At 61.8% G+C, this 25,481-nt stretch carries 28 protein-coding genes and 1 pseudogene; 23 read left to right on the top strand and 6 right to left on the bottom strand.

From position 1 onward, the window contains the following. From P3T22_RS26305 to ptsP, 6 genes and pseudogenes are all read left to right on the top strand, one after another. Positions 1–180 (top strand): annotated as a pseudogene (locus P3T22_RS26305) (ammonia channel protein); the annotation flags it as partial. Positions 181–415: 235 nt separating this feature from the next. After that, positions 416–1,705 carry a glutamate--cysteine ligase gene (gshA, locus tag P3T22_RS26300; protein ID WP_063494638.1) on the top strand — a complete coding sequence of 430 codons (1,290 nt, stop codon included), beginning with the start codon at positions 416–418 and terminating at the stop codon, positions 1,703–1,705. Positions 1,706–1,806: 101 nt separating this feature from the next. Next, entirely contained in the window at positions 1,807–2,763 is a 957-nt protein-coding gene (gene gshB / locus P3T22_RS26295; protein WP_429326552.1) for a glutathione synthase, read from the top strand. A gap of 331 nt (positions 2,764–3,094) precedes the next feature. Then, positions 3,095–3,622, top strand: a complete 528-nt coding sequence (locus tag P3T22_RS26290) for a PTS sugar transporter subunit IIA (RefSeq protein WP_429326551.1) — start codon at positions 3,095–3,097, stop codon at positions 3,620–3,622. 106 nt (positions 3,623–3,728) lie between these two features. Continuing rightward, positions 3,729–3,998: an HPr family phosphocarrier protein gene (locus P3T22_RS26285; protein ID WP_007179472.1), complete on the top strand. Its 270-nt coding sequence runs from the start codon at positions 3,729–3,731 to the stop codon at positions 3,996–3,998. A 306-nt stretch (positions 3,999–4,304) separates the two neighbouring features. Then, complete coding sequence (ptsP, locus tag P3T22_RS26280; protein ID WP_063494640.1) at positions 4,305–6,053, top strand: phosphoenolpyruvate--protein phosphotransferase; 1,749 nt, start codon at positions 4,305–4,307, stop codon at positions 6,051–6,053. A gap of 76 nt (positions 6,054–6,129) precedes the next feature. Here the strand turns inward: ptsP and P3T22_RS26275 are convergent, their stop codons facing one another. The 3 genes from P3T22_RS26275 to gpmA all read right to left on the bottom strand — a co-directional run bounded on the left by P3T22_RS26275 (position 6,130) and on the right by gpmA (position 9,696). After that, positions 6,130–6,888 (bottom strand): HesA/MoeB/ThiF family protein, encoded by a 759-nt coding sequence (locus P3T22_RS26275; RefSeq protein ID WP_429326550.1) that lies wholly within the window; start codon positions 6,886–6,888, stop codon positions 6,130–6,132. Positions 6,889–7,064: 176 nt separating this feature from the next. Then, positions 7,065–8,645, bottom strand: a complete 1,581-nt coding sequence (locus tag P3T22_RS26270; protein ID WP_063494642.1) for a S41 family peptidase — start codon at positions 8,643–8,645, stop codon at positions 7,065–7,067. A 304-nt stretch (positions 8,646–8,949) separates the two neighbouring features. Beyond that, positions 8,950–9,696 carry a 2,3-diphosphoglycerate-dependent phosphoglycerate mutase gene (gene gpmA, locus P3T22_RS26265; protein WP_063494643.1) on the bottom strand — a complete coding sequence of 249 codons (747 nt, stop codon included), beginning with the start codon at positions 9,694–9,696 and terminating at the stop codon, positions 8,950–8,952. Between the two features lie 137 nt (positions 9,697–9,833). Here gpmA and P3T22_RS26260 point away from each other — a divergent pair, with 137 nt between their 5' ends. From P3T22_RS26260 to P3T22_RS26240, 5 genes are all read left to right on the top strand, one after another. After that, on the top strand, positions 9,834–10,259 hold the full coding sequence (locus P3T22_RS26260; protein WP_063497792.1) for a rhodanese-like domain-containing protein: 426 nt from the start codon (positions 9,834–9,836) through the stop codon (positions 10,257–10,259). Further along, positions 10,256–10,516 carry a glutaredoxin 3 gene (gene grxC, locus P3T22_RS26255; protein WP_054035740.1) on the top strand — a complete coding sequence of 87 codons (261 nt, stop codon included), beginning with the start codon at positions 10,256–10,258 and terminating at the stop codon, positions 10,514–10,516. Before P3T22_RS26260 ends, grxC begins: the two co-directional genes overlap by 4 nt. Before the next feature lie 178 nt (positions 10,517–10,694). Further along, positions 10,695–11,165: a protein-export chaperone SecB gene (gene secB, locus P3T22_RS26250; RefSeq protein WP_063494644.1), complete on the top strand. Its 471-nt coding sequence runs from the start codon at positions 10,695–10,697 to the stop codon at positions 11,163–11,165. 21 nt (positions 11,166–11,186) lie between these two features. Beyond that, the gene (locus tag P3T22_RS26245; protein WP_063494645.1) at positions 11,187–12,185 is read left to right on the top strand and encodes an NAD(P)H-dependent glycerol-3-phosphate dehydrogenase; all 999 of its coding nucleotides are present in this window, start codon (positions 11,187–11,189) and stop codon (positions 12,183–12,185) included. 95 nt (positions 12,186–12,280) lie between these two features. Next, the gene (locus P3T22_RS26240) at positions 12,281–12,829 is read left to right on the top strand and encodes an O-acetyl-ADP-ribose deacetylase (protein WP_429326549.1); all 549 of its coding nucleotides are present in this window, start codon (positions 12,281–12,283) and stop codon (positions 12,827–12,829) included. Here the strand turns inward: P3T22_RS26240 and trmL are convergent. Then, on the bottom strand, positions 12,802–13,272 hold the full coding sequence (gene trmL, locus P3T22_RS26235) for a tRNA (uridine(34)/cytosine(34)/5-carboxymethylaminomethyluridine(34)-2'-O)-methyltransferase TrmL (RefSeq protein WP_063494647.1): 471 nt from the start codon (positions 13,270–13,272) through the stop codon (positions 12,802–12,804). The genes P3T22_RS26240 and trmL overlap by 28 nt on opposite strands. 18 nt (positions 13,273–13,290) lie before the next feature. Next, positions 13,291–14,085 carry a ComF family protein gene (locus tag P3T22_RS26230; protein WP_429326548.1) on the bottom strand — a complete coding sequence of 265 codons (795 nt, stop codon included), beginning with the start codon at positions 14,083–14,085 and terminating at the stop codon, positions 13,291–13,293. An 84-nt stretch (positions 14,086–14,169) separates the two neighbouring features. Here P3T22_RS26230 and P3T22_RS26225 point away from each other — a divergent pair, with 84 nt between their 5' ends. The 8 genes from P3T22_RS26225 to P3T22_RS26190 all read left to right on the top strand — a co-directional run bounded on the left by P3T22_RS26225 (position 14,170) and on the right by P3T22_RS26190 (position 21,430). Then, positions 14,170–15,135 carry a methyltransferase domain-containing protein gene (locus tag P3T22_RS26225; RefSeq protein ID WP_429326547.1) on the top strand — a complete coding sequence of 322 codons (966 nt, stop codon included), beginning with the start codon at positions 14,170–14,172 and terminating at the stop codon, positions 15,133–15,135. 326 nt (positions 15,136–15,461) lie between these two features. Next, positions 15,462–15,935 (top strand): DUF2244 domain-containing protein, encoded by a 474-nt coding sequence (locus P3T22_RS26220; protein WP_063494650.1) that lies wholly within the window; start codon positions 15,462–15,464, stop codon positions 15,933–15,935. Between the two features lie 66 nt (positions 15,936–16,001). Beyond that, on the top strand, positions 16,002–17,630 hold the full coding sequence (coxB, locus tag P3T22_RS26215) for a cytochrome c oxidase subunit II (protein WP_429326546.1): 1,629 nt from the start codon (positions 16,002–16,004) through the stop codon (positions 17,628–17,630). A gap of 44 nt (positions 17,631–17,674) precedes the next feature. Further along, entirely contained in the window at positions 17,675–19,288 is a 1,614-nt protein-coding gene (ctaD, locus tag P3T22_RS26210) for a cytochrome c oxidase subunit I (protein ID WP_063494652.1), read from the top strand. 117 nt (positions 19,289–19,405) lie between these two features. Next, positions 19,406–19,540 carry a cytochrome oxidase small assembly protein gene (locus P3T22_RS26205; RefSeq protein ID WP_236720879.1) on the top strand — a complete coding sequence of 45 codons (135 nt, stop codon included), beginning with the start codon at positions 19,406–19,408 and terminating at the stop codon, positions 19,538–19,540. A gap of 42 nt (positions 19,541–19,582) precedes the next feature. Then, positions 19,583–20,197: a cytochrome c oxidase assembly protein gene (locus P3T22_RS26200; protein ID WP_063494653.1), complete on the top strand. Its 615-nt coding sequence runs from the start codon at positions 19,583–19,585 to the stop codon at positions 20,195–20,197. A gap of 33 nt (positions 20,198–20,230) precedes the next feature. Then, positions 20,231–20,440 carry a DUF2970 domain-containing protein gene (locus tag P3T22_RS26195; RefSeq protein WP_063494654.1) on the top strand — a complete coding sequence of 70 codons (210 nt, stop codon included), beginning with the start codon at positions 20,231–20,233 and terminating at the stop codon, positions 20,438–20,440. Positions 20,441–20,572: 132 nt separating this feature from the next. Then, the gene (locus P3T22_RS26190; RefSeq protein WP_063494655.1) at positions 20,573–21,430 is read left to right on the top strand and encodes a cytochrome c oxidase subunit 3; all 858 of its coding nucleotides are present in this window, start codon (positions 20,573–20,575) and stop codon (positions 21,428–21,430) included. Between the two features lie 229 nt (positions 21,431–21,659). On the opposite strand, the gene P3T22_RS26185 is transcribed toward P3T22_RS26190, so the two are convergent. Then, positions 21,660–21,869 carry a twin transmembrane helix small protein gene (locus P3T22_RS26185; protein WP_007179452.1) on the bottom strand — a complete coding sequence of 70 codons (210 nt, stop codon included), beginning with the start codon at positions 21,867–21,869 and terminating at the stop codon, positions 21,660–21,662. A 114-nt stretch (positions 21,870–21,983) separates the two neighbouring features. Here P3T22_RS26185 and P3T22_RS26180 point away from each other — a divergent pair, with 114 nt between their 5' ends. From P3T22_RS26180 to cyoE, 4 genes are all read left to right on the top strand, one after another. Next, positions 21,984–22,700 (top strand): SURF1 family protein, encoded by a 717-nt coding sequence (locus P3T22_RS26180; protein ID WP_429326545.1) that lies wholly within the window; start codon positions 21,984–21,986, stop codon positions 22,698–22,700. A gap of 72 nt (positions 22,701–22,772) precedes the next feature. Beyond that, positions 22,773–23,435 (top strand): SCO family protein, encoded by a 663-nt coding sequence (locus tag P3T22_RS26175; RefSeq protein ID WP_063494657.1) that lies wholly within the window; start codon positions 22,773–22,775, stop codon positions 23,433–23,435. A 22-nt stretch (positions 23,436–23,457) separates the two neighbouring features. Next, entirely contained in the window at positions 23,458–24,567 is a 1,110-nt protein-coding gene (locus P3T22_RS26170) for a COX15/CtaA family protein (RefSeq protein WP_063494658.1), read from the top strand. A 6-nt stretch (positions 24,568–24,573) separates the two neighbouring features. Beyond that, a complete protein-coding gene (gene cyoE, locus P3T22_RS26165) occupies positions 24,574–25,479 on the top strand; it encodes a heme o synthase (RefSeq protein ID WP_063494659.1) in 906 nt (301 codons plus the stop codon). The last annotated feature ends 2 nt before the right edge of the window (positions 25,480–25,481 follow it).

The raw sequence follows: 25,481 nt of genomic DNA, 5'->3' as shown, positions 1-25,481 counted from the left end.
GGCGGCGCGGACGGCAGTGTCATCCTGCAAGCCAAGGGCGTGCTGACGACGCTGATCTACAGCGGTGTGGTCAGCTTCGTCCTGCTGAAGGTGATCGACATGGTGATGGGCATCCGTGTGACGGAAGAACAGGAGCGCGAAGGCCTGGACGTGAGCCTGCACGGCGAACACGTCGAATAAGCGCCGTCCCTCAACCGCAAGCTCCAGGGCTTGCGGATCAGAATCAAGCGCAGCGACTTTGGCCCGCCTTTATGGCGGGCTTTTTTCTTGCCGCGTATCTTGTGAGCAGGAGTTTTCCGCGCCTATCATGGCGATAGCGAGAATGCATTCGCATCGGCTTGCGAATGGAGAAACCGTCCCCAAATGGACAAAGCGTTTGCTCTACAATCTTTTTTCTCCAGTCTGCGAGTGATCAATGGTTCCGCACCTAGTTACGGCGTTAAACGGCCCGCTGCTCGATCTCGAGCGGAAGATCCTCGACGCTACGCCCGCCATCGAACGCTGGTTCCGGCTCGAATGGCAGGAGCACACACCGCCGTTCTATTGTTCAGTCGATCTGCGGAACGCGGGTTTTAAGCTCGCGCCGGTCGATACCAATCTGTTTCCCGGCGCATTCAACAATCTGCCGCAGGAAGTGTTGCCGCTCGCCGTGCAGGCCGCGATGGCATCGATCGAAAAGATTTGCCCCGACGCGAAAAATCTGCTGGTGATCCCCGAGCGCCATACGCGCAACGCGTTTTATCTGGAGAATGTCGCCCGTCTGGCTGCGATCATGCGTCAGGCCGGCTTGAACGTGCGGTTCGGCACGCTCGACGAAAGCATCGTCGGGCCGGTCACGATTGCATTGTCCGACGGGCAGAAGCTTGTGCTCGAACCGCTCGAGCGCACGCCGCGGCGCCTCGGTTTGAAGAACTTCGATCCGTGCTCGATTCTGCTGAACAATGATCTGTCAGGCGGCATTCCGCCCGTGCTGGAAAATCTGCACGAGCAGTACCTGCTGCCGCCGCTGCATGCCGGCTGGGCTGTTCGCCGCAAATCGACACACTTCTCCTGTTATGACGACGTCGCGAAGAAGTTCGCGAAGATGGTCGAGATCGATCCGTGGATGATCAATCCGTATTTCGCGCATGTCGAAGGGGTCGATTTCCAGGAGCGCACCGGTGAAGAAGCGCTGACAGACGCAATCGACGGCGTACTGAAGAAGATCGCCAAGAAGTATCGCGAGTACGGCATCTCCGAGAGACCGTATGTCGTCATCAAGTCGGATGCCGGCACCTATGGCATGGGTGTGATGACCGTGCACGACGCCTCGGAAGTGGCCGCGCTCACCAAGCGCGAACGCGCCAAGATGGCCGCCACCAAAGACGGTCTCGAAGTGCATGACGTGATCGTGCAGGAAGGCGTGTACACCTTCGAGCGGATCGGTGAAGAAGTCGCCGAGCCGGTCGTGTACATGATCGACCGTTACGTGGTGGGCGGCTTCTACCGCGTGCACGGCAGCCGCGAGCGCGATCAGAATCTGAACGCGCCCGGCATGCACTTCGTGCCGCTCGGCTTCGAGCATACGGCGCTGCCGGATGCGCACGCCAAGCCTGGCGCGGCGGTGCCGAACCGCTTCTATATGTACGGCGTGGTGGCCCGGCTCGGGTTGCTGGCCGCCTCGGTCGAACTGGAAAAGACCGATCCGGAAGCGATTCAGGTTTAAGCCTCGCTAGTTGGACGATGGCGGCTTGCATGCCGCCATCGCTATTTTCAGCGACTATATTGACGATCAATGCCAAGCCCTAAGGGCGCACCGGAATCCCCATGGACATTCTTTTTATCGCCGATCCGCTTACGCAGTTCAAGATCTACAAAGACTCGACTTACGCGATGATGGCCGAAGCCGCGCGCCGCGGCCATACGCTCTACACGTGCGAGCCGAAGCATCTGGCGTGGACGGGTGGCGACGTCGAGGCGAACGTGCAGCGCTTCGCGATCGTCGGCGACGTGACGGACCTGCATCGCGACACCTGGTACACCGCTGAAGCCGCCACGCCACGTTCGCTGAAACGCTTCAGCGCGGTTGTCATGCGTAAAGACCCGCCGTTCGATATGGAATACGTGACGTCGACGTGGCTGCTGGAAATGGCCGAGCGCGGCGGCGCGCGCATCTTCAACAAGCCGCAGGCGATTCGCGATCATTCGGAAAAGCTGGCGATCGGCGAGTTCGCGCAGTTCGTGGCGCCGACTTTGGTGACGCGCGACACCGCCCGGTTGCGCACTTTCCACGAAGAGCACGGCGACGTGATCCTGAAGCCCCTCGACGGCATGGGCGGCATGGGTGTGTTCCGCGTAAAGGCCGACGGCATGAATCTCGGCTCGATCATCGAGATGCTGAGCCACGACGGCGCGCGCTCGGTGATGGCGCAAAAGTTCATCCCCGAGATCAAGGAAGGCGACAAGCGCATTCTCCTGATCGGCGGCGAAGCGGTGCCGTTTTCGCTCGCACGGATTCCTCAGGGAAATGAAGTGCGCGGCAATCTGGCGGCCGGCGGTCTCGGCGTGGCACGTCCGCTCACGGAGCATGACCGCAAGATCGCCGACTCGCTCGCGCCGGTGCTTGCCGCGCGCGGTCTGCTGCTGGTCGGGCTGGACGCGATCGGCGACTGGCTCACCGAGGTGAACGTGACGAGCCCGACATGTTTCCGCGAGATCATGGATCAGACCGGCTTCGACGTCGCCGCCATGTTCATCGACGCACTGGAGCGCGCGGCAGCTTGAGTCGAAACCCTTGAATGGCTGCCATGCCACCCAAACTGTGTAGTAAATCTGCATCAAGCGAAACACCGGCTTTGGCGCGAAAATGGGCCTGATACAATGCCCGCTCTTCCGCGCCAAGCCGAATCGATGGCGTCTGCCAGACGCTGCAGGCATGGATTGCGGACTGTAAACGAGCGGTTTTCCGTCGGTGCCGTCGCGACAGCAGGCGCCGCGGGCCGCTCGTCAGATGATGCGTTCCGGCCCTCACGACCCACGGCCGGTCGAGGGCGCTTACGAACCGGGCTTCGTCCCGGTCCACGGTTCGGGGCCGTTCTTTTGCAGTAAGGCTGACATGGCAGGCATTCTGATTATTGCGCACGCTCCGTTCGCCACCGCGTTGCGCGATTGTGTTTCGCACATCTACGGTGGCTTGCCGGCCCGCATCGGCGTGATCGACGTATCGCCGGATTGCGATCCCGCACAGCAGGTCGCGTTCGCGCACTCGGAAATCGAGCGGCTCAAGGAAGAAAACGGCGCACTCGTGCTCACCGATATCTTCGGCGCCACGCCGGCGAATATTGCCGGGCGGCTAGCTTCGCTGCCGAACGTCCGGGTGCTGTGCGGCGTCAATCTGCCGATGCTGGTGCGGGCGGTCTGTTATCGCGCGACGCCGCTCGACACGCTGGTCGACAAAGCGCTCGCCGGGGCCACCAAGGGCGTGCATGCAATCGGGCCCGCCGCGGCGGCGCCGGTTGCGCCTCCCGCAGAGGCCAGCAGCTGTTTGCCGGCCTTGCCGCCCGAGGCCGCTTCAAGTGACTGTTTGCCCGCCTTGCCGGCCGAGGCCGATCTGACTCAGAAAGCCGGCTCGACCGGGTTGTAAGCGGATCGCACGGCTTTAGACGATTGCGATCGGGTTGCGGCCCGTTTGCAGCTGGTTTGCAGTTTCACCTTTCACCACAACACTTACCCGCGCTTCGGACCATCACATGCTGCAACAGGAAACGACTATTGTGAACAAGCTGGGGCTGCACGCGCGCGCGTCGGCCAAGTTGACGCAACTCGCGGGCAACTACCAGGCGGAAATCTGGATGAGCCGCAATGGCCGCCGTATCAATGCCAAGAGCATCATGGGCGTGATGATGCTGGCCGCGGGTATAGGCAGCACGGTGCTGATCGAAACGGAAGGCGCCGACGAAAAAGAAGCAATGGACGCATTGTTGAAACTGATTGCCGATAAATTCGGCGAAGGTCAGTGAATTCACGCGCTCCGCTTGCCTGAAGCGAAATGCCGCGGCTGTCCGCGGCATTTTTTTTAGCGCGAGACAATCGATGCATGACCGGTGTGAGGGTGCATGACCCGGTCGTGCCGGCGGCGCGTCAAGGGTGCGTTGCCGGAACGCAAGGCGGATGAGGGCGCATTGTCGTGGTCGGTTACGGCATTTCGTGCTGCGCTGCACACAGCCCCGGCGTACTTGCAAAGAGCGCGGAATTTATAATGACAAAGAGAGTCTGAGAGCATTGCAGCGGTTTGCCGCGGCATCACACAACTAGAGGAGGTGCGCGTGTCCTTCACGCTGCATGGAATTCCCGTGTCACGCGGTATCGCCATCGGGCGGGCTTATCTGATCGCCCCGGCTGCACTTGACGTAGACCACTATCTGATCGAACCCGCTCAGATCGAGGGCGAGATCGAGCGCTTTCGCGCGGCCCAGCAACATGTGCACTACGAACTCGACGCGTTGCGCGCCGATCTCGCTGTGGATGCGCCGAGCGAAATGGGCGCGTTCATCGACGTTCATTCAATGATCCTGAACGATGCAATGCTCGTGCAGGAAACCATCGACCTGATCCGCACGCGCCGTTACAACGTCGAGTGGGCGCTGACCGAACAACTCGAGCGCCTGTCGCGCCATTTCGACGATATCGAAGACGAATACCTGCGCGAGCGCAAAGCCGACATCGAACAGGTCGTGGAGCGCGTGCTGAAGGCGCTCGCCGGCGCGTCAGTGGCGCTGGTGGACGGTGTGCACGGTACCTGCGACGAGATGATCGTGGTCGCGCATGACATCGCGCCGGCCGACATGATGCAGTTCAAGACGCAAACGTTTCAGGGGTTCGTCACCGATCTCGGCGGACGGACTTCACATACGGCGATTGTCGCGCGCAGCCTCGGCATTCCGGCCGCGGTCGGCGTGCAGCATGCGAGCCAGCTGATTCGCCAGGACGATCTGATCATTGTCGACGGCGATCACGGCATTGTGATCGTCGATCCTGCGCCGATCGTGCTGGAAGAGTATTCATACCGCCAGAGCGAAAAAGAGTTGGAGCAGCGCAAGCTGCAACGGCTCAAGTTTTCGCCGACGCAAACACTCTGCGGCACGCGCATCGAGCTGTGCGCGAACATCGAATTGCCGGAGGACGCGCGCGCCGCGGTCGATTCGGGTGCGGCCGGTGTGGGCCTGTTCCGCACCGAGTTCCTGTTCATGAATCACAAGCACCAGTTGCCGGAAGAGGAAGAGCAGTTTGCTGCCTACCGTCGCGCGGTCGAGTTGATGAATGGCTTGCCGGTGACGATCCGTACGATCGACGTCGGCGCCGACAAGCCGCTCGATTCGATGGCGGGAGGCGACGGCTACGAAACCGCACCGAACCCCGCCTTGGGGCTCAGAGCGATTCGCTGGAGCCTCTCGGAGCCGCAAATGTTCCTGACGCAACTGCGCGCTATTCTTCGCGCGTCGGCGTTCGGCAAGGTGAAGATTCTGATTCCGATGCTCGCGCACGCGCAGGAGATCGATCAGACGCTCGATCTGATTCGCGAAGCCAAACGTCAGCTGGACGACGCCGGCATCCCCTACGATCCGAACGTGCAGGTCGGCGCGATGATCGAGATTCCGGCTGCCGCGATTGCGTTGCCGCTGTTTCTCAAGCGGCTCGATTTCCTGTCGATCGGCACGAACGATCTGATCCAGTACACGCTGGCGATCGATCGCGCGGATAACTCGGTCGCGCATCTGTACGACCCGTTGCATCCGGCGGTGCTGCACCTGATCGCCTTCACGCTGCGCGAGGCGAAGCGGGCGGGTGTGCCGGTGTCGGTGTGCGGCGAGATGGCGGGCGATCCGGCGTTGACGCGTCTGTTGCTCGGCATGGGCCTCACCGAGTTTTCGATGCATCCGAGCCAGTTGCTGGTGGTCAAGCAGGAAGTGCTGCGCTCGCATCTGAAGACGCTCGAGAAGCCGGTGGCCGACGTGCTGGCTTCGTTCGAACCGGAAGAAGTACAGGCGGCGCTCAAGCGTGTGGTGCTGGCTTGAAACTGAGAGCCGGTTAGGTTCAAACGGAAAACGCCGCACAGTGTGCGGCGTTATTTATTCGGCGTCCTGCTTGGGCTCAGGCCTGATGCCGTTCCCCGCATACCGGACAGTCCGGCTGGCGCGCAATGCGCATCGTGTTCCATTCCATTCGAAGCGAATCGAGCATCGTGAGGCGGCCCACCAGCAGCGTGCCGATCTCGCCGATCACTTTTAGCGCTTCAGCGGCTTGCATCGAACCGATGATGCCGACCGTGGGCGCGAACACGCCCATGGTCGAGCACGCGACTTCCTCGAACGGTTGATCCTCCGGGAACACGCACGCGTAGCAGGGCGACGCGGCGTCGCGGAAATCAAAGGTGCTGATCTGGCCGTCAAAGCGCAATGCCGCCCCCGACACCAGCGGCACGCCATGATTCACGCACGCCCGGTTGATCGCGTGGCGCGTGGCGAAGTTATCGGTGCAATCGAGCACGACGGTGGCGTGCGGCACCTCGCGATCGAGCCATGCATCGTCGACGCGTTCGCCTACTGCGTTCACTATTACTTCGGGATTGATCTGGGCGATCGCGTCGCGCCCGGACTCCACCTTCTTGCGCCCGACCGACGCGCTCACGTGCAGAATCTGCCGCTGCAGATTGGTCAGGTCGACCGTGTCGGCATCGACCAGCGTCAAGCGGCCGACGCCTGCCGCCGCCAGATACATCGCTGCAGGCGACCCCAGCCCACCCGCGCCGACGATGATCGCGTGCGCGTCGATAAAGCGCTGCTGCGCCTCGATGCCGATTTCGTCGACGAGGATATGGCGGGAATAGCGGAGGAGTTGATCGTCGTTCATGGCGGGGCGCGTGGAGTGTCGCGCAATGAAATGCAGGACCAGTGGCCTGCCGTGCGCGGTTTCGTTATTTTAATCGCGCGGGGAGCGGGTGTTCATGCTGGTGCTGGGTATAGCAAGGTGCACTGCGACGTGTCTTCGCAGCAGGTTCGGCTGCGAAGACACGTTGAATTTACTGCTTAGTTGCTTTGCGCAGCAGGCGCCGAGGCCGGGACCGATGCGCCCGGCACCGGTTGCGTCGGCTTCACCGCGACCGGCGCGGACGCCGAAGCTGCCGGCTTGTTCTGCGCCAGACGCCGCTCGGTCAGCGACTTCGATTCCACCACCGGCTTGCCTTCCAGCTTGTTCAGCGCCTGTTGCAGCATGAAGTCGTCGGTCGAACCGAACTCGACCGGCTTGCGCTCACGATCCTTCTGACGCTGTTCCGGCGTCTTCTTGTCGTTCTGCTCTTCGAGCTGACGCAGTTGGTCCATGCGTTCCTGTTCGCGCTGTTCCGCTTCCTTCTTCTCGTTCGGATCCTGCGTGTTCGCAAGGTGGTTCGAGTAATCGACTTCGCGGGTGACCAGTGCGTCGTCCGGATCGCCCTCCGCGTATTGATCGACCGCGGTGTCAGGACGGATGCCCTTGTTCTGGATCGAACGGCCGCTCGGCGTGTAGTAGTACGCCGTGGTCAGACGCAGGGCCGTGTCGGCCGTCATCGGACGGACGGTTTGCACCGAGCCCTTGCCGAAAGTAGTCTTGCCGACGATCAGCGCACGATGCTGATCCTGCAGCGCGCCCGCGACGATTTCCGAAGCCGACGCCGAGTAGGCGTTGGTCAGCACGATCATCGGCACCGTCTTGAAGATCGGCGCTTCGTCTTTCAGCGGATCGCTGTCGAACGATTGCAGGCGGTAGTTATCGTACGTATCGCGATAGACCTGCTTCGAATCCGGAATCTGGCCGTTGGTGGACACCACCACCGAATTCGGCGGCAGGAACGCGCCGGCTACGCCGACCGCGCTTTGCAGCAGACCGCCGCCGTTATTGCGCAGATCGAGCACGAGACCCTTCAGGTTCGGCTGTTGACGGGCGATGTCTTGCAGCCTGGCGGCCAGATCAGGCGTGGTGCGTTCCTGGAAGCTGGTGATGCGGATATACGCATAGCCCGGTGCGAGGATCTTCATCTTGACCGACTGGACCTTGATGATCGCGCGCGTCACCGTGAGCGGGAACGTACGGTCGTCGGTCTTGCGGAAGATGGTCAGCGTGACCTTGGTGCCCGGATCGCCGCGCATCTGCTTGACGGCCTGGTCGAGCGTCATGCCGCGCACGGGTTTGTCGTTGATGCGGGTGATCAGGTCGCCCGGACGGATGCCGGCGCGGAATGCGGGCGTGTCTTCAATCGGCGAGATCACCTTGATCAGGCCGTCTTCAGACGAAATTTCGATGCCGAGACCCGCGAAGCGACCCTTGGTCTGCTCCTGCAGTTCTTCGTAATCGGTCTTGTCGAGATACGACGAGTGCGGGTCGAGGCTCGACACCATGCCCTTGATCGCAGCGGTGAGAAGCTTTTTATCGTCGACCGGTTCGACGTACTCATGCTTGATTTGCCCGAAGACTTCGGCAAAGAGCCTGAGCTGGTCCAGCGGCAACGGCGCCACGGCGCTCGAGGCGGCGCTGGCGGGTTGCTGGGCCGAGGCGGAGAGTTGCAGGGTGGCGAATGCGCCGGTAGCAAGGCCCGCGGCAATCAGGCCGATATTTTTCAGGTTCTTTCGCATAGAGTCTGTTGCGGTCGGAAGCGCGTGGCAGCGTCGATAGAGATGGGACGGACAAGTATAACTGCACACCCGCCCGGTCAGGGCGCAGCACAGGGAATCGTGATTCGACAGCGCGGGCCGGACCTGGTTCGTGAGATCGCCGCTGCGGTGGTGAAGTAATGTGCGGTAACCGTAGGATGGCGGCCAGAAAGGCGCGCTCGGGGGATGCGGGCCGCGCTGACCGGTATGTGTGTTGCTGGTCGGCGCGGCCCGTTTGCCGCAACCCTGCTGCATTTTTCACCGCGGGGCTGCGGTTCGAACGGGCTTAGCCTGCCTTGCCTTGCTGGGCCACAGCGGCTTGCGCCTTGGCAATCGCGTCCTGGTCGCCAAGATAGTAGTGCTTGATCGGCTTCAGATTTTCGTCGAGTTCATAGACGAGCGGCACGCCGTTCGGGATATTCAGGCCGACGATGTCGTCGTCCGAAATGTTGTCGAGGTACTTCACCATCGCGCGGATCGAGTTGCCGTGCGCGGCGATCACGACCTTGCGGCCCGACTTGATGGCCGGTGCAATCGACTCGTTCCACAAGGGCAGAACGCGCGCCACGGTGTCTTTCAGGCACTCGGTGAGCGGCAATTGCTCGCGCGGCACCTTGGCGTAACGCGGATCGCGGTAGGGCGCGCGGTCGTCCGACGGATCGAGCGCCGGCGGCGGCGTGTCGTAGCTGCGGCGCCAGACCAGCACCTGCTCGTCGCCGAATTTGGCTGCGGTTTCCGCCTTGTTCAGGCCCGACAGCGCGCCATAGTGGCGCTCATTCAGACGCCACGAATGCACGACCGGCAGATACATCAGATCCATCTGGTCCTGCACATGCCACAGGGTACGGATCGCGCGCTTGAGCACCGACGTATAGGCGATGTCGAACGTATAGCCCGATTCCTTCAGCAGCACGCCGGCTTGCTGCGCTTCGCGATTGCCCTGCTCGGTCAGGTCGACGTCGACCCAGCCGGTGAAGCGGTTTTCCTTGTTCCACGTCGATTCGCCGTGGCGGATGAGAACGAGTTTGTACATGAGATTGCCGGTCGGTAGTAAGGAAGCGGTAAAGCGTTGCGAGGGTCCTCTAGAGGAGCGTCGCCATCGCGTCAGACGGTTATTTTATAATGGGCGGATTGCCCTTTTCGATTTCTCTCTTTTTCGGCGGATTTTCCGTGAAGTTTTTCACTGATTACACAAACCTTGTACTGATCGCAATCGTCCTCATCTCCGGTGGATTGCTGCTGTGGCCGACGATCAGCCGGCGTGGCCGCGGGGGCCTGTCGGCCGCTGAGGCGACTCAACTGATCAACCGGCGCAATGCAACGGTCATCGATCTGCGTCCGTCCGCTGATTTTGCCAAGGGCCATCTGCCTGCGGCGCGGCAGCTTGAATTTGCCGAGTTGCAGGCGAAAGTCGCGCAACTCGTGAAGAATAAGAACAACCCGGTGCTGCTGGTGTGCCAGACCGGCCAGCAGTCGAACAAGGCGGCGCGTATCGTGCAGGATGCCGGATACGCCGAAGTCCATGTTCTCGAAGGCGGTGTCGACGCCTGGCAGAAGGCCGGTATGCCGGTTGTGAAACAAGGAGCAGTCAAGTGAACAAAGTGATCATGTACAGCACGCAGGTGTGCCCGTATTGCCAGATGGCCGAACGTCTTTTAAAGTCGCGCGGCGTCGAGCACGTTGAAAAGGTACTGATCGACAAAGACCCGGCCCGTCGTGAAGAAATGATGACCCGGACCGGTCGCCGTACGGTGCCGCAGGTGTTCATCGGCGAGACGCATGTCGGCGGGTACGATGACCTTTCCGCGCTCGATCGCGCGGGCGGTTTGATGCCTCTGCTCGAACCTGCCTGAACGAAGCTGCGCTTACTTGTGCGCCGGCCTTATGCGCCGGCCGGCTCGTGAGTGGGGCGGGTGAAATACAAGTCGGCGCATGCTGGCCCTATCAGGGCACGCGATGCGTCGCAACGATCTGGCGGTCCGTGAAGCCATGGGCCGCCGCCATGCATACCTATCAGGGAATCACTCAATCATGTCCGACGAGAATAACCAGCCGTTCTTCAATATCCAGCGCATCTACCTGAAGGACATGTCGCTCGAGCAGCCGAATTCGCCGGGCATCTTTCTCGAGCAGGAAATGCCGTCGGTCGAAGTCGAAGTCGACGTGAAGGCCGAGCGCCTCGCCGACACTGTGTTCGAAATCCTCGTCACGGGCACGGTCACGGCCAAGGTGTCGGACAAGGTTGCGTTCCTGATCGAAGCCAAGCAAGCCGGCATTTTCGACATCCGCAACATTCCCGCCGAACAGATCGACCCGCTGGTCGGCATTGCCTGCCCGACGATCCTGTTCCCGTACCTGCGCTCGAACATCGCCGACGCGATCACCCGCGCAGGCTTCCCGCCGATCCACCTCGCCGAGATCAACTTCCAGGCGCTGTACGAGCAACGTCTCGCGCAAATGGGCGGCCAGGACGGCGCGACGCAAAACGGCGTCACGCATTAACGCGTCCGTTCGGTGCCGGCTATGAAGGTCGCTGTCCTCGGCGCCGGTGCATGGGGCACAGCCCTCGCCGGACATCTTGCCGCACGGCACGACACGGTGCTGTGGGCGCGAGAACCCGCGCTCATCGCCGATCTCTCCGCTTCGCACGAAAACGCCCGCTATCTGGCGGGCGTTGCGTTGCCGCCGTCCCTTCGCTACGCAGCCGATCTGAACGCAGCGCTCGACCACGCGCTCGCCGACGACGCGTTATGCATCGTGGCGACGCCCGTCGCCGGTCTGCGGGGGCTGTTCCGGGCCATGCACGACGCGGGCAAAGTGCCGGCGCATGTGGTGTGGTTGTGCAAAGGTTTCGAAGCCGACTCACAGTTGTTGCCACATCAGGTGGTCGCGGCTGAACTGCCGGGGCATGGCAGCAACGGCGTGCTGTCGGGTCCAAGCTTTGCGCGCGAAGTCGGGCAGGGCTTGCCGGTCGCGTTGACGATCGCGAGTACGTCATTAGCATGCCGCGAGCGCACGGTTGCCGCGTTCCATCATGGCGCCATGCGCATCTATACCGGCGACGACATCGTCGGCGTGGAAGTGGGCGGCGCGGTGAAGAACGTGCTGGCGATTGCCACAGGCATTGCTGACGGTCTTGGCCTCGGTCTCAATGCGCGCGCGGCGCTGATCACGCGTGGCCTGGCGGAGATGTCGCGCCTTGGCGTGACGCTCGGCGGACGGGCGGAGACGTTCACCGGTTTAACCGGCCTGGGCGATCTGATCCTGACCGCCACGGGCGATCTGTCGCGCAATCGCACGGTCGGCGTGCAACTCGCCGCGGGCCGTACGCTCGACGACATCCTCGGTGCCCTTGGTCACGTGGCAGAGGGCGTGCGTTGTGCGCAAGCCGTGCTGGCGATTGCTCGCGCTCATGCGATCGAGATGCCGATCACGCAGGCAGTCTGCGCCGTGCTGTTCGACGGTGTAGCGCCCCGCGACGCCGTCAGCGCCCTGCTGCGGCGCGATTCGAAAGCAGAATAAGTCTTGTCTTTCAGCCGTTTAGCGCGAAAAGCGCTGAACGGCTGCCCGCTATCGCTGTCCACGTTTTATCGACGCTTCGGGCCAGCGAGGTTCCCATGCTCAGTTTCTACAATTGCACGCTAGACGCGCGCGTGGTCGACATCACGACACTCGTCGTGGATGTGATTGTCAACGCTGCGAATACTTCGTTGTTAGGTGGAGGTGGCGTGGATGGCGCGATTCACCGCGCGGCCGGCAAGGAATTGCTGCGTGAGTGCGAGGCGCTGGGCGGCTGTGCGACCGGCGACGCGAAAATCACCCGCGGCTACCGCTTGCCGGCCGAACACGTGATCCATGCGGTCGGCCCGGTTTGGCAGGGCGGTGCGCGCGGCGAGGCGGATCTGCTTGCCTCCTGCTATCAGCGCTCGCTCGAGGTCGCGCATCAGGCGCATTGCACAAGCATTGCGTTTCCCGCGATTAGTTGCGGCATCTACCATTTTCCTGCCAATGAAGCCGTGCAGATCGCCGTGGGCACTGTGCTCGAAACTTTGCCGCGCACCCCGAAGATCGAACGCGTGGTGTTCGCCTGTTTCGACGACGCCATGCTCGCGCGCTACGAAGCCGAGCTGAAACGCCGTCAGGCGCCCCCGTCGAAGCCGGTCTGACGCCACGCTTCGAACACGACCACGGCGACCGTATTCGACAGATTCAGGCTGCGGTTGCCCGGCCGCATCGGCAGGCGCACGCGTTGTTCATTGGCGAATTGATCGAGCACCGTGTCAGGCAGGCCGCGCGTTTCGGCGCCGAACACGAACCAGTCGCCGGATTGAAACGCATGCTCGTGAAACCGGCCCGAGCCGCGGGTGGTGAAGGCGAACATCCGCGCCGGATCGGGTGCCTCTTTGGCGACGAACGCACCCCAATCGGCATGCACATTCATCTGCGCATACTCGTGATAGTCGAGGCCGGCGCGGCGCAACTTGGCGTCGTCGAGCGGAAAGCCGAGCGGCTCGATCAGATGCAGCCGCGCGCCAGTGTTGGCGCACAGGCGGATGACGTTGCCGGTGTTCGGCGGGATTTCCGGTTCGACGAGAACGACATTGAACATGATGGCTTCAGGTAGAGACTAGTTTTTCGGCGTACGCAGCGCGACGAAGTTGGTGACGCGCCGCGCACCGGCAGCTTTGAGCTTACGTGACAGCGCTTCGAGCGTCGCGCCGGTCGTCATCACATCGTCGACGATGCCGACATGCAGGCCTTGCACCGGTTTGGCGATTTCGAACGCGCGGCCTACGTTCAACCGGCGCGCGTCCAGGTCGAGCCGTGATTGCGGCGCGGTGTGGATCACGCGATGCAGCAGGGTGGCGTCGCTGCGCACATTCAGCGCGCGGGCCAAGGGCCTCGCAATCTGCCAGGCCTGGTTGTAGCCGCGCTCGGTAAGACGTTTGTTGGCGAGCGGCACGGGTGCGAGTACATCCGGTTTTTCGGCCGCGTCTGCCCAGGTGTCCTCCGCGAGACGCGCAAGGCGTTGTGCGAATTCGCGCGCCAGCATCAGCCGGGCGCGGAATTTCAGGCCGAGCGCCAAGGCGTCGAGCGGCTGACGGTAATCGGCGAGAGCAAAGGTGGCCTCGAACGGCGGCGGCTCGCCGATGCAATCCGCGCAGCGATATTGCGCGTGACCCGCCAAGCGTATTCCGGACAACGGGACCGCGCACACCGTGCAGCGCAACCTGCTTTCGTTCCAATATGTCTCATCGCAACCGGCACACAGCGTCTTATGCGACAAATTGCCGCACAATGCGCACAGGTTCGGCAGCGCGGCGTGCATCACATGCGGCCATGCCGAATACAAGCCGCGCGCGAATCGTACAAAACGCGCGTTCGAGCCGCCGGAAAAGGAAGATTTTTTTCGGAATGGCATGATTGGACCGACCGCGAAGGCCTTTCACGCTGAATGGACGGAAGCGAGCGAGTATACTTCGTGCTCTACGCCAGTACGACACCCATGCCCCCAACTTCGTCTCAATCTGGCCGTCCGGCCTATGATTCCCGGCGCCTCAGGCAGATTTTCGACCGCCGTGCGGCGACGTTCGGCAACGTCGCCTTCCTGCCGCGCGAAATCGCCCAGCGCATGCGCGAGCGCCTCGACTACATCAAGGTTACGCCGGCGAGCGTGCTCGACGCCGGTTGCGGCGCGGGCGAAGACATCCCCGCGTTGCGCGAACGCTTCCCCGAGGCGCCGGTGTTCGGCACCGACCTGTCGTACGGCATGCTCAGCCGCGCGCTGCGTCACGATTCCGGCGACACGAGCTGGCGGCGCTTTCTGCCGGCCACGCTCGGCAAGGCGCTCGGCGCCCGCGGTCCGCGTTTCGCGCAGGCCGACTTCTCGGCGCTCCCGTTCGGGGCCGGCGCCTTCGAATTCATCTGGTCCAATCTCGCCCTGCACTGGCACTCGCGGCCCGACCTTGTGTTTCCTGAGTGGCAACGGGTGCTGAAAGTGAACGGCCTGCTGATGTTCAGCACGCTCGGTCCGGATTCGCTGAAGGAATTGCGCGGCGCCTACGCCGAGGTCGAGGCCGCGCATGGCGTTGCTTCGCGCCAGCATGTGATCGACTTTGTCGACATGCATGACCTGGGAGATATGCTGGTGGAGAGTGGTTTCGAGATTCCTGTGATGGATCAGGAAACACTCACTATTACGTATAAGTCGCCCGAGTCGCTGCTCGCGGACGTGCGCCGCTGGGGTGCCTATCCGTTCGAGCGCGAGGCCACCTCGAATGCCATCGCGCGTAGGCTGCACGAGGCTTTGCTGGGAGCGCTCGAAGCCCGTCGGCGCGCCGACGGCACGATCGCGCTGACCTTCGAGGTGATCTACGGCCACGCCTGGAAAGCCGTGCCGCGCACCACGGCTGAAGGTCATGGGATCGTGAGGATCGAGGATATCGGGCGAGGTTCGTCGAGGAATCGGTGAGGAACCAAGGAAGCGGTAAAGAGGACATCTGTTATGTCTGAAATTACCGCTTCAAAAGACGCGCGAAAGCTGTGTCAAAACGGCGCGGAGGCTTGTCGCACCTGGCTTGTAAGCCGATTGAGGCTTGCTTGTGGATGCTATGGATCGCGCCTATAATGCGTCAGTTTGTCGCCCGGAGTTCCCACATTTGGGGCGACAGGCCCGAAGCACAGGGCTGCAACATGAAGTGGCGCGGCGGTGATTGAGGGGCCGCTGATGGGCCGTTAGCGGTCGGTCGCGAGCAATGGCCGCAGGTGGCGCTTGGTGAGGGTCGGCAGGAGGCAGCGATGGAAGCATCAGATCTGCTGGCGGATTCAGAACCGGTTCTCAAAGACTGGACGATGAAGCGCAACTGTTCGATTTCGCCGCGGCAGTTTGTATGTTTCTACGTATCGCTTGCGTTGTTCTCGTTGGCAATTGCTTTCATGCTGGTTCTGGTCGGCGCCTGGCTGGTGTTGCCGTTCACCGGTATCGAATTGCTGGCGGTTGGCATCGCGTTTGCCATATATGCGCGTCATGCTGTCGATTACGAGCGCGTGCGGCTGTTTCAGAACCGGCTCGTGATCGAGCAGGTCAGCGCCGAGCGGCTCACGCAGTTTGAATTCAATCCGCGCTGGGTGCGGATCGAACCGGGCGCGACGCCACGTGACCAGATCAAACTGGTCTCGCGCGGCCAGACGATCATGATCGGGCAACATCTCGCGCAATATCGGCGCGCGCAGTTCGCAGGCGAACTGCGTATGTGGCTCACGCGGTGTTAGACGTGTTGAGACGTGCGGCGTTCCCGGGGAGCGCGAGACAGCCTGCCAGCGGGGTCGAGGGTTTGAATGGAAATTTTGGGTAAGGAAGCTATGAAAACAATCAAGCGAGCCCTCATGGGCGTGCTGGCGATGAGCGGACTGCTTTTCGCCGGCGCGGCCCTGGCAGTGGGCGATGTTCCGGGCGGCCCTGCCGTCAACGAGATCAATCTCCAGCCGCCAGCGACGAAAATCGCTGAGGAGCTCTACAGCCTCCACACGTTCATGCTGATCCTGTGCACGGTGATCTTCATCGGCGTGTTCGCAGTGATGTTCTATTCGATGTTTGCGCACCGCAAATCGAAAGGCCACAAGGCTTCCCATTTCCACGAAAGCACTACCGTCGAAATCATCTGGACGATCGTGCCGTTCGTCATCGTCGTGCTGATGGCGCTCCCCGCCACCAAGACCGTCGTCGCGATGAAGGACACCACGAATGCCGACGTCACCATCAAGGTCACCGGCTACCAGTGGAAGTGGGGCTACGACTACGTGAAGGGTCCGGGTGAGGGCATCAGCTTCCTGTCCACGCTGGCCACGCCGCGTGCGGAAACCGATGGCCGTCAGCCGATTTCCACCACGTATCTGCAGGAAGTCGACAATCCGCTCGTCGTCCCGGTCGACAAGAAAATCCGCATCATCACTACCGCGAACGACGTGGTCCACTCCTGGTACGTGCCGGCTTTCGGCGTGAAGCAGGATGCGATTCCGGGTTTCGTGCGCGACACGTGGTTCAAGGCTGACAAGACGGGCACGTTCCGCGGCTTCTGTACCGAACTGTGCGGCAAGGAACACGCGTTCATGCCGGTGGTGGTCGAAGTGCTGTCGGCAGACGACTACGCGAAGTGGGTCGATGTGCAGAAGCAGAAAATGGCCGCCGGCCAGGACGATCCGAACAAGACCTACACCATGGCCGAGTTGATGGAGCGCGGCGGCAAGGTGTACGCATCGAACTGCGCGGTCTGCCACCAGCCGACCGGCAAGGGCGCAGGCGCATTCCCGGCGCTGGACGGCAGCAAGATCGCCAACGGTCCGATCGCAGAACATGTGAGTCTGGTGCTGAAGGGCAAGAACGCGATGCCTTCGTGGGCGCCGACGCTGAACGACGTTGAAATCGCTTCGGTCATCACGTACGAACGTAACTCTTGGGGCAATCACACCGGCGACATTCTCCAGCCGAAGCAGATTCTGGACGCCCGTAACGGCAAGCTGCCGGAAGGCGGCAACCATCTGGCCGACGCAGGCGCGGCTGCTAGCGGCGCGGAAGCAGCTTCGGGCGCAGCGGCTGCCTCGGGCGCTGAAGCGGCTGCGGCCGGTTCGGACAGTGCGGCAGCATCGCAAGCAGCCCTCCCGGCTAGCATCTACTTCGACATCGGCAAGAGCACATTGCCGGCCGACGCGAAAGCGGCGGTCGACGCGGCCGCGGCCTACGCGAAAGCGCACCCGGACGCCAAGTTCACGCTGTCGGGCTTCACCGACGCCACCGGTTCTGCCGAAGTCAACGCGAAGCTCGCGAAGACCCGTGCCGAAGCGGTGCGCGACGCACTGAAAGCAGCCGGCATTGCCGAAGACCACATCATTTTGAAGAAGCCGGAAACGATCACGGGCGGCACCGACGCGAAAGAGGCCCGGCGTGTTCAGATCAGCCCGGCCGCCTGACGTGTTCATGGTCAGCACCGCAGAATTCGCATTAGGAGATTGTCATGTCTAGCATCGGACACGATGTAGTCGCGGGCCACGAGCACGTGCACGGCGACCATGCCCACGAAACGCCGCACGGCTGGCGTCGTTGGCTGTTCGCAACCAATCACAAGGACATCGGTACGCTGTACCTGATCTTCTCGTTCATCATGTTCCTCTCCGGGGGCGTGATGGCGCTGATGATCCGTGCCGAACTGTTCGAGCCGGGTCTGCAGATCATGCGCCCCGAGTTCTTCAACCAGTTGACCACCATGCACGGCCTGATCATGGTGTTCGGCGCGATCATGCCGGCTTTCGTCGGCTTCGCGAACTGGATGGTGCCGCTGCAGATCGGTGCATCGGACATGGCTTTTGCGCGGATGAACAACTTCAGCTTCTGGCTGCTGCCGGTGGCTGCGGTGTTGCTGGTCGGCTCGTTCTTCGCACCGGGCGGCGCGACCGCCGCGGGCTGGACGCTGTACGCGCCGTTGTCGACGCAGATGGGCCCGGGCATGGACTTCGCGATTTTCGCGGTCCACTTGATGGGTGCGTCGTCGATCATGGGCGGGATCAACATCGTCGTGACGATCCTGAACATGCGTGCACCTGGCCTCACACTGATGAAGATGCCGATGTTCGTATGGACGTGGCTGATCACCGCGTACCTGCTGATTGCCGTGATGCCGGTTCTGGCGGGCGCGATTACCATGGTGCTGTTCGATCGCCACTTCGGCACGTCGTTCTTTAACGCGGCAGGCGGCGGCGACCCGGTCATGTACCAGCATATTTTCTGGTTCTTCGGGCACCCCGAGGTGTACATCATGATCTTGCCGGCGTTCGGGATCGTGTCGCAGGTGATCCCGGCGTTCTCGCGCAAGCCGCTGTTCGGCTATAGCTCGATGGTGTATGCAACCTCGTCAATCGCGATTCTGTCGTTCATGGTCTGGGCGCACCACATGTTCGCAACCGGCATGCCGGTGACGGGCCAGCTGTTCTTCATGTACGCGACGATGCTGATCGCCGTGCCGACGGGTGTGAAGGTGTTCAACTGGGTCGCGACGATGTGGCGCGGTTCGCTGTCCTTCGAAACGCCTATGCTGTTCGCGGTCGGCTTCCTGCTGGTGTTCACGTTCGGCGGTCTGTCGGGCCTGATGCTCGCTATGGCGCCGCTCGACATCCAGTATCACGGTACTTATTTCGTGGTGGCCCACTTCCACTACGTGCTGGTTGCGGGTTCGCTATTCGCGCTGTTCTCCGGGTGGTACTACTGGTCGCCGAAGTGGACCGGCTGGATGTACAACGAAACGCGCGGCAAGATCCACTTCTGGGCGTCGATGTTCTTCTTCAACCTCGCCTTCCTGCCGATGCACTTTGTCGGTCTCGCAGGTATGCCGCGTCGTTATGCTGATTACCCGGCACAGTTCACGGACTGGAACCAGGTGATCTCGATCGGTGCATTCGGCTTCGGTCTGGCACAGGTCTACTTCCTGTTCGCGGTTGCACTGCCGGCCTATCGTGGCGGTGGCGAGCACGAAGAAGCGGGCGACAAGCCGTGGGACGGCGCAACGGGCCTCGAATGGACCGTACCGAGCCCGGCTCCGTTCCACACGTTCGAAAACCCGCCGACCGTCGAGTAATCGTCGTTCTGGGCGGTTGCCGGTTCTGGCGGCGGGCGGCATGTCCCCGCCGGATCCCGGCAGCGAGCGAAGCAGTGGCGGCACCCTGTAGTCACGAAAGTATTCAGAAAGTCGAGCATGACGCGCAATCCTCAAGAAAGACGTACACCCGAGCAGATTCGCGCGGGCAATCGGCGAATCGGTATCGTGATGTTTGTCGTCGCCGCCGCGTTTTTTGCGAGCGTCATCATTCATCAGAAGTGGTTCTCCTGAAGCAGTGGTTCAAGTCTGCGCGCAGGATTGTTGAGGATTGAGATGTCGACGCAACCGCCGGCTCGGGCCGATCGCTCTTTTAACCGTTCGATGCTGATCAAGCTGTTCCTCGTCGCTTTGATGATGTTCGGTTTTGGTTTTGCGCTGGTGCCGATGTACCGCGCGATCTGCCAGATCACCGGCATCAACAACCTCGTGCAGCGTGATGCCACGGCGCGCGAGGCTAAGAATACGCAGGTCGACATGAGTCGCACGATTTCGATCGAATTCGATGCGAACGCGCGCGGCCCGCTGGGTTTCAAGCCGGAGCAGCGCAGTCTCGACGTGCATCCGGGCGAAGTGACGACTGTGATGTACGAGGTGAGCAACGAACAGGCGCGCACGATTCAGGCGCAGGCCATTCCGAGCTATGCACCGAAGCAGGCCACCGAGTACTTCAAGAAGATCGAGTGTTTTTGCTTTACTCAGCAGACTTTGACTGCGAATCAGACAAAACGGATGCCGGTGGTGTTCGTGGTCGACCCGAAGTTGCCGAAGGATGTGAAAACGATCACGTTGTCGTACACGTTCTTTGAGTTGAATACGCCGGCAGCGGCGACGGCCGGGAGCGCAGCACCCACGGCCAATACGGCGGCAACCAGCGCCAATCCCGCTTGACGGTTTTTGCCGCGGGCGAAGGAACGAGACGTAATGAGCGATAACAGCGGCGGCCCGCGCAAGAGCAGTTTTGGCCAGTCCATGAAAGCCGTGTTCTGGTCGTTTTTCGGGGTACGCAAGCGTCGTGATCTGGAAGCGGACGCGACGCAGCTGAACCCGCTGCACGTGATCGCAGCGGCATTGATCAGTGTGGCCATTTTCATCGGCGTGCTGATCCTGATCGTGCGCGCAGTGGTGGGCTGAGGCGTTCAGGTTCACGCGCAGTACAGGGCGAAGCAGAGCCCACGAATTAGAGTGAAGCGGTGCGGTATCGACGCGCCGCCGAGGATACAGCCGGAGATTCCGGAACAACTGGACTGAAGTGGAGAATCAAGAATGAGCGGTCAAAACGAGAGCCCGTACTATTTCGTACCGCATCCGTCGCGGCATCCGATCAGCGCCGCTGTCGGGTTGCTGGTCATGCTCGGATCGCTTGCGGCCTGGATCAACGACCATGACTGGGCACCGCTCGGCGTAGTCGCCGGCCTGCTGTGGCTGCTTTATACGTTGTGGCACTGGTTCGGCGACGCGATCGCAGAATCCGAAGGCGGCATGTACGGCAAGAATGTCGACAAGTCGTACCGCTGGAGTATGAGCTGGTTCATTTTCTCCGAAGTGATGTTCTTCGGTGCTTTCTTCGGCGCGCTGTTCTATGCACGCGAAATCGCGCTGCACCAGCTCGGCAGCCTCGATTACAAGCTGATCTGGCCGGATTTCTCGGCGGTGTGGCCGAACAACGGTCCGGCAGCGCTGGTCTCGACCTTCAAGTCGATGCAGCCGTGGCCGGTGCCGACCATTAACACGGCGCTGCTGCTGTCGTCCGGCGCTACGTTGACGGTTTCGCACCACGCGCTGCGTGAAGATCATCGCAAGAAGGCGATCATCTGGCTGGCGGCTACGCTGGTGCTCGGCGTCTCCTTCCTGTTTCTGCAAGGCTTCGAGTATTTCCACGCGTACAACGAACTGAACCTGACGCTGGCCTCGGGTGTGTACGGTTCGACGTTCTTCCTGCTGACGGGCTTCCACGGTTTCCACGTGTTCCTCGGCGGTACGATGCTGGCTGTAGTGCTGGTGCGGATGATTCGCGGCCACTTCACGGCGGAGCATCACTTTGCATTCGAAGGCGCCGCGTGGTACTGGCACTTCGTGGACGTCGTGTGGCTTGGGCTGTACGTCGTCGTGTACTGGCTGTAACGCAGTCTGGCCTGCATACGTTTCGAAAACCGGCCGGTTTCCGGAACGCGTGCAGACCGTTCGCGCATCGCCTTTCAAGGCGCGGCGCACGAGCAGTACGCAAGTCATGCAGCGCCGCCCTCGACCCTGTCAGGGCGGCGTTTTGTTTGGAGCGCCTGGAGCGTCCGGTCCGTTTGGGGCGCTGGGTGAGTTCGACGAGCGTGGCGGCGTGAGGTTCTTTCCGCCGAACTCAACGCCCGTAAGGAATACCGGTCGACTGAATCCATCCCATCCAGTGAGCGAACAGGATGAACAGGAATAGCGAGATCGACAGGCCCACCCGTGTGGCGAGCGACCAGACCATCCGCTTGGTTTTGCCCTTGTCATGCATCATGAAATACAGCGCCGACACCATGCTGGCGATGATCAGGACGAAGGCGATGGGAACGAGAATGTGCATGGAACCAACTGAAACCAGAAAGCGCAGAGGCAAGACTTTTATTATCGCACCGCGCGCCGGCGTCTGCCGCCGGTTCCGGACGCTGTCGCAAGCGGTGGTGTCGGAGTGCGTTCAATGAAGTTCCGCCTCATTCCCGCGCTGTTGATTTTGCTGGTGATTGCGGTGACCATGCGGCTCGGTTTCTGGCAGCGCGACCGCGCCCATCAGAAGGAAGCGCTCGAAGCGCACATCGCGCAGTTCGAAGACGCGCCTGCGCAGCCGGTCAACGCTACGCCGGTCGAACTGAAGGACATCGAATTCCATCGCGTGAAGGCGCGTGGCAGTTTCGTCGCCGATAAAGTCGTCTATCTGGATAATCGCCCGTATAACGATCAGCCGGGCTTTTACGTCGTGATGCCTTTTAAACTGGCCGACGGCGGTTACGTGCTGGTCAATCGCGGCTGGCTGCCGCGCAACATGAACAGTCGCGAGACCATCGCGCCGTACAGCACGCCTCAAGGCGAGATCGAAATCGAAGGCATTGCGCGCGCCGATGCCTCGCGTGCATTCGAGTTGGGGCAGGGGGGATCGGCCGCGCATCAGAAGATCCGCCAGAATCTGGATACGACGGCCTACGCTGCCGAAATCGGGCTGCCGTTGCAATCGTTCGTGATTCAGCAATTGAGCGACGACGGCGACAAGCTGGTACGCGACTGGCCGGCGCCGACAACCGGCGTCGAGACCAACTACGGCTACATGTTCCAGTGGTGGGGCATGGCGGCCGCGGCCCTGGTCTTCGGTTTGTACGCCGCGCGCCGCGCCGCGAAGAAAGAGCACGCCCCGAGCGTGTAATGCATCGCCTGCGGTTTCGTGCCCTGAGAGCAAGGGCCTCGAAGCCGCGCAATCATTGAAAGAGGTCCTGTAGTGTCGACGCAATCTCCCCGTTCGCCGCAAGCTGGCAAACCCGCAGCTCCGAAAGTGGTGCCTGGTCAACCCAATGGCGAGGGATCGTGGAAGCGTGGCCGCTGGATGCTGCTGCTGCTGGCGTTCATCTGCGCGGCGCCGATCGCCGTGTCGTATTTCGTTTATTACGTGGTCAAGCCGACCGGCGGCAGCACGAGCTACGGCACGCTGGTCGAACCGCAGCGGCCGATCCCCGATTCGCTCGTCGTGACGGGTGAAGACGGCAAGCCGCTCAAGCTCGCGTCGCTGCGCGGCCGCTGGCTAATGATCTCCGTCGACAACAGCGCATGCGACAAAGCCTGCGTCACCAAGCTGTACTTCATGCGACAAATCCGCGCAGCTCAGGGCCCGGAACGCGAACGCGTCGTGGAAGTGTGGCTGCGCACCGATGCAGGCAACGTGTCCGACGTGATACAAAAAGCCTATCCCGACACCAACATGCTGATCGCCAACCCGGCGCAGGTGTCCGCATGGCTACCGACCGACACCGGCACTCAACTCACCGACCACATCTACATGGTCGATCCGAACGGCAATCTGATGATGCGTTTCCCGAAAGATCCGAACCCCAGCAAGATTAAGGTCGATGTGACCAAGCTGCTCAAATGGTCGAGCATCGGCTGACGCCGCAACAAGGGTAAGAAAGATGTTCGTATTGCAACTGGCCCTGATTGGCTTGTGTATCGCGTTGTTGCCGCTGTCCTATGTGTGGGTCAAGGCCGACGACAACAAATTCCGCAAGCTGGTGTGGCTCACCACCTTCCTGACGCTGGACCTGGTGATGTTCGGCGGCTTTACGCGTCTCACCGATTCCGGTCTCGGCTGCCCGGACTGGCCCGGTTGCTATGGCACGTCGTCGCCGTTCATCGCACACGCCGCGATTACCGCCGCGCATCAATTGATGCCCACCGGCCCTGTCAGCATGACGAAAGCCTGGATCGAGATGATCCACCGTTACTTCGCGATGGCGATTGGCGTGCTGATCATTGCGCAGACGTTGATTGCGTGGACTGCACGGTTCAAGCGCCGTCCGCTGCATGTGTCGCCGTGGTGGCCGACTTCGCTGCTGCTGCTGATTCTCGTGCAGGGCGCATTCGGCGCGTGGACCGTGACCCTGAAATTGCAACCGATCATCGTCACGACCCATCTGCTGCTCGGCCTCGCGTTGCTCGGCACGCTCGGTTGGCTGGCTGCGCGCCAAACGCCGCTGCCGGCTTATGAGCCTGAAGCCGCGCGCTGGCGTGCGGCGGCGATCGCCGGGTTGGCGCTGCTGATCGTGCAGATCGCATTGGGCGGTTGGGTCAGCACCAACTACGCGGTGCTGGCCTGCACGGACTTCCCGACCTGCAACGGCCAATGGGTTCCGCCGATGGACTTCGCGCACGGCTTCCACTTATGGCGCGCACTCGGCATGACCGGCGACGGCGACATGATCACGCAAGATGCGCTGGTCGCCATTCACTGGACACACCGCACGTTCGCGATCGTCGTGGTCGCGTATCTGGTGTGGTTGGCGCTGAAACTGCGCCGTTTCGAGTCGCTGCGGCGGCCGGCAAACGGCGTGTTGCTGGTAGGGTTGGTCCAGTTCGTCACCGGTCTGTCGAACATCGTCCTGCAATGGCCGTTGCCCATTGCCGTCGCGCATAACGGTGGGGCCGCAATCCTGCTGCTTCTGCTCGTTATGTTAAACTTTCGGATCGCTTCTAGCCGTCCCGGCCGCGCCGCGTTGCCTGCGCGCGATGCCGCGCCAGCGTGACCTCACATGGACAGCACAACTCTCTCCCAAACACCCGGCAGCCGGGTCTCCCAGTACATCGCGCTGACAAAGCCGCGCGTCACGCAGCTCGCTGTGTTCTGCGCAGTCATCGGCATGTTTCTGTCAACGCCCGGCATGGTGCCGTGGACCGTCCTGATCGGCGGCACCGTTGGCATCTGGCTGCTGGCCGGTGCGGCGTTCGCCATCAATTGCCTTGTCGAACAGAAGATCGACGCGAAGATGCGTCGCACGTCCTGGCGCCCGTCCGCGCGCGGCGAAATCACCACCGCGCAGATCCTGCTGTTTTCGGCGGTGCTCGGCGGCCTCGGCATGTGGACGCTCTATACGTTCGCCAATCCGCTGACCATGTGGCTCACGCTCGCCACCTTCGTCGGCTATGCGGTCATCTATACGCTGCTGCTCAAACCGGCCACGCCGCAGAACATTGTGATCGGCGGCGCGTCCGGCGCGATGCCGCCGGCGCTTGGCTGGGCCGCCGTCACCGGTCATGTGCCGGGCGACGCGTGGATTCTCGTGCTGATCATTTTCGTGTGGACGCCGCCGCATTTCTGGGCGCTCGCACTGTATCGCCGTAAAGACTACGAAAATGCCGGTCTGCCGATGCTGCCGAATACGCACGGCGAAAAGTACACGCGCCTGCATATTCTGCTGTACACCGTGATCCTGTTCGCGGTCACGATGATGCCGTTCATCTCCAGCATGAGCGGTGCGGTGTACCTCGTGGCGGCAGTGTTGCTCGGCGCCGTGTTCCTCGCGTATGCGTGGAAGATCTACTTGGAATATTCCGACGACCTGGCGCGCAGGACCTTCCGTTACTCGATCGTTTATTTGTCGCTGCTCTTCGCCGCGCTGTTGATCGACCACTATGCGCGCGTCGTGATCGGCGCATAACA

This window comes from Paraburkholderia sp. GAS348, assembly GCF_050434205.1.
Classification (GTDB): domain Bacteria; phylum Pseudomonadota; class Gammaproteobacteria; order Burkholderiales; family Burkholderiaceae; genus Paraburkholderia.
Note: the sequence above shows the minus strand (reverse complement) of the source record. Positions and strands in the feature narration are given on the sequence as shown.

Bases quoted from the DNA above. Each gene is read 5' to 3' on its own strand.
- gshA (WP_063494638.1), top strand. From the start codon at position 416: ATGGTTCCGCACCTAGTTACGGCGTTAAACGGCCCGCTGCTCGATCTC.
- gshB (WP_429326552.1), top strand. From the start codon at position 1,807: ATGGACATTCTTTTTATCGCCGATCCGCTTACGCAGTTCAAGATCTAC.
- P3T22_RS26290 (WP_429326551.1), top strand. From the start codon at position 3,095: ATGGCAGGCATTCTGATTATTGCGCACGCTCCGTTCGCCACCGCGTTG.
- P3T22_RS26285 (WP_007179472.1), top strand. From the start codon at position 3,729: ATGCTGCAACAGGAAACGACTATTGTGAACAAGCTGGGGCTGCACGCG.
- P3T22_RS26275 (WP_429326550.1), bottom strand. From the start codon at position 6,888: ATGAACGACGATCAACTCCTCCGCTATTCCCGCCATATCCTCGTCGAC.
- P3T22_RS26270 (WP_063494642.1), bottom strand. From the start codon at position 8,645: ATGCGAAAGAACCTGAAAAATATCGGCCTGATTGCCGCGGGCCTTGCT.
- gpmA (WP_063494643.1), bottom strand. From the start codon at position 9,696: ATGTACAAACTCGTTCTCATCCGCCACGGCGAATCGACGTGGAACAAG.
- secB (WP_063494644.1), top strand. From the start codon at position 10,695: ATGTCCGACGAGAATAACCAGCCGTTCTTCAATATCCAGCGCATCTAC.
- P3T22_RS26245 (WP_063494645.1), top strand. From the start codon at position 11,187: ATGAAGGTCGCTGTCCTCGGCGCCGGTGCATGGGGCACAGCCCTCGCC.
- P3T22_RS26240 (WP_429326549.1), top strand. From the start codon at position 12,281: ATGCTCAGTTTCTACAATTGCACGCTAGACGCGCGCGTGGTCGACATC.
- trmL (WP_063494647.1), bottom strand. From the start codon at position 13,272: ATGTTCAATGTCGTTCTCGTCGAACCGGAAATCCCGCCGAACACCGGC.
- P3T22_RS26230 (WP_429326548.1), bottom strand. From the start codon at position 14,085: ATGCCATTCCGAAAAAAATCTTCCTTTTCCGGCGGCTCGAACGCGCGT.
- P3T22_RS26225 (WP_429326547.1), top strand. From the start codon at position 14,170: ATGCCCCCAACTTCGTCTCAATCTGGCCGTCCGGCCTATGATTCCCGG.
- P3T22_RS26220 (WP_063494650.1), top strand. From the start codon at position 15,462: ATGGAAGCATCAGATCTGCTGGCGGATTCAGAACCGGTTCTCAAAGAC.
- coxB (WP_429326546.1), top strand. From the start codon at position 16,002: ATGGAAATTTTGGGTAAGGAAGCTATGAAAACAATCAAGCGAGCCCTC.
- ctaD (WP_063494652.1), top strand. From the start codon at position 17,675: ATGTCTAGCATCGGACACGATGTAGTCGCGGGCCACGAGCACGTGCAC.
- P3T22_RS26205 (WP_236720879.1), top strand. From the start codon at position 19,406: ATGACGCGCAATCCTCAAGAAAGACGTACACCCGAGCAGATTCGCGCG.
- P3T22_RS26200 (WP_063494653.1), top strand. From the start codon at position 19,583: ATGTCGACGCAACCGCCGGCTCGGGCCGATCGCTCTTTTAACCGTTCG.
- P3T22_RS26195 (WP_063494654.1), top strand. From the start codon at position 20,231: ATGAGCGATAACAGCGGCGGCCCGCGCAAGAGCAGTTTTGGCCAGTCC.
- P3T22_RS26190 (WP_063494655.1), top strand. From the start codon at position 20,573: ATGAGCGGTCAAAACGAGAGCCCGTACTATTTCGTACCGCATCCGTCG.
- P3T22_RS26185 (WP_007179452.1), bottom strand. From the start codon at position 21,869: ATGCACATTCTCGTTCCCATCGCCTTCGTCCTGATCATCGCCAGCATG.
- P3T22_RS26180 (WP_429326545.1), top strand. From the start codon at position 21,984: ATGAAGTTCCGCCTCATTCCCGCGCTGTTGATTTTGCTGGTGATTGCG.
- P3T22_RS26170 (WP_063494658.1), top strand. From the start codon at position 23,458: ATGTTCGTATTGCAACTGGCCCTGATTGGCTTGTGTATCGCGTTGTTG.
- cyoE (WP_063494659.1), top strand. From the start codon at position 24,574: ATGGACAGCACAACTCTCTCCCAAACACCCGGCAGCCGGGTCTCCCAG.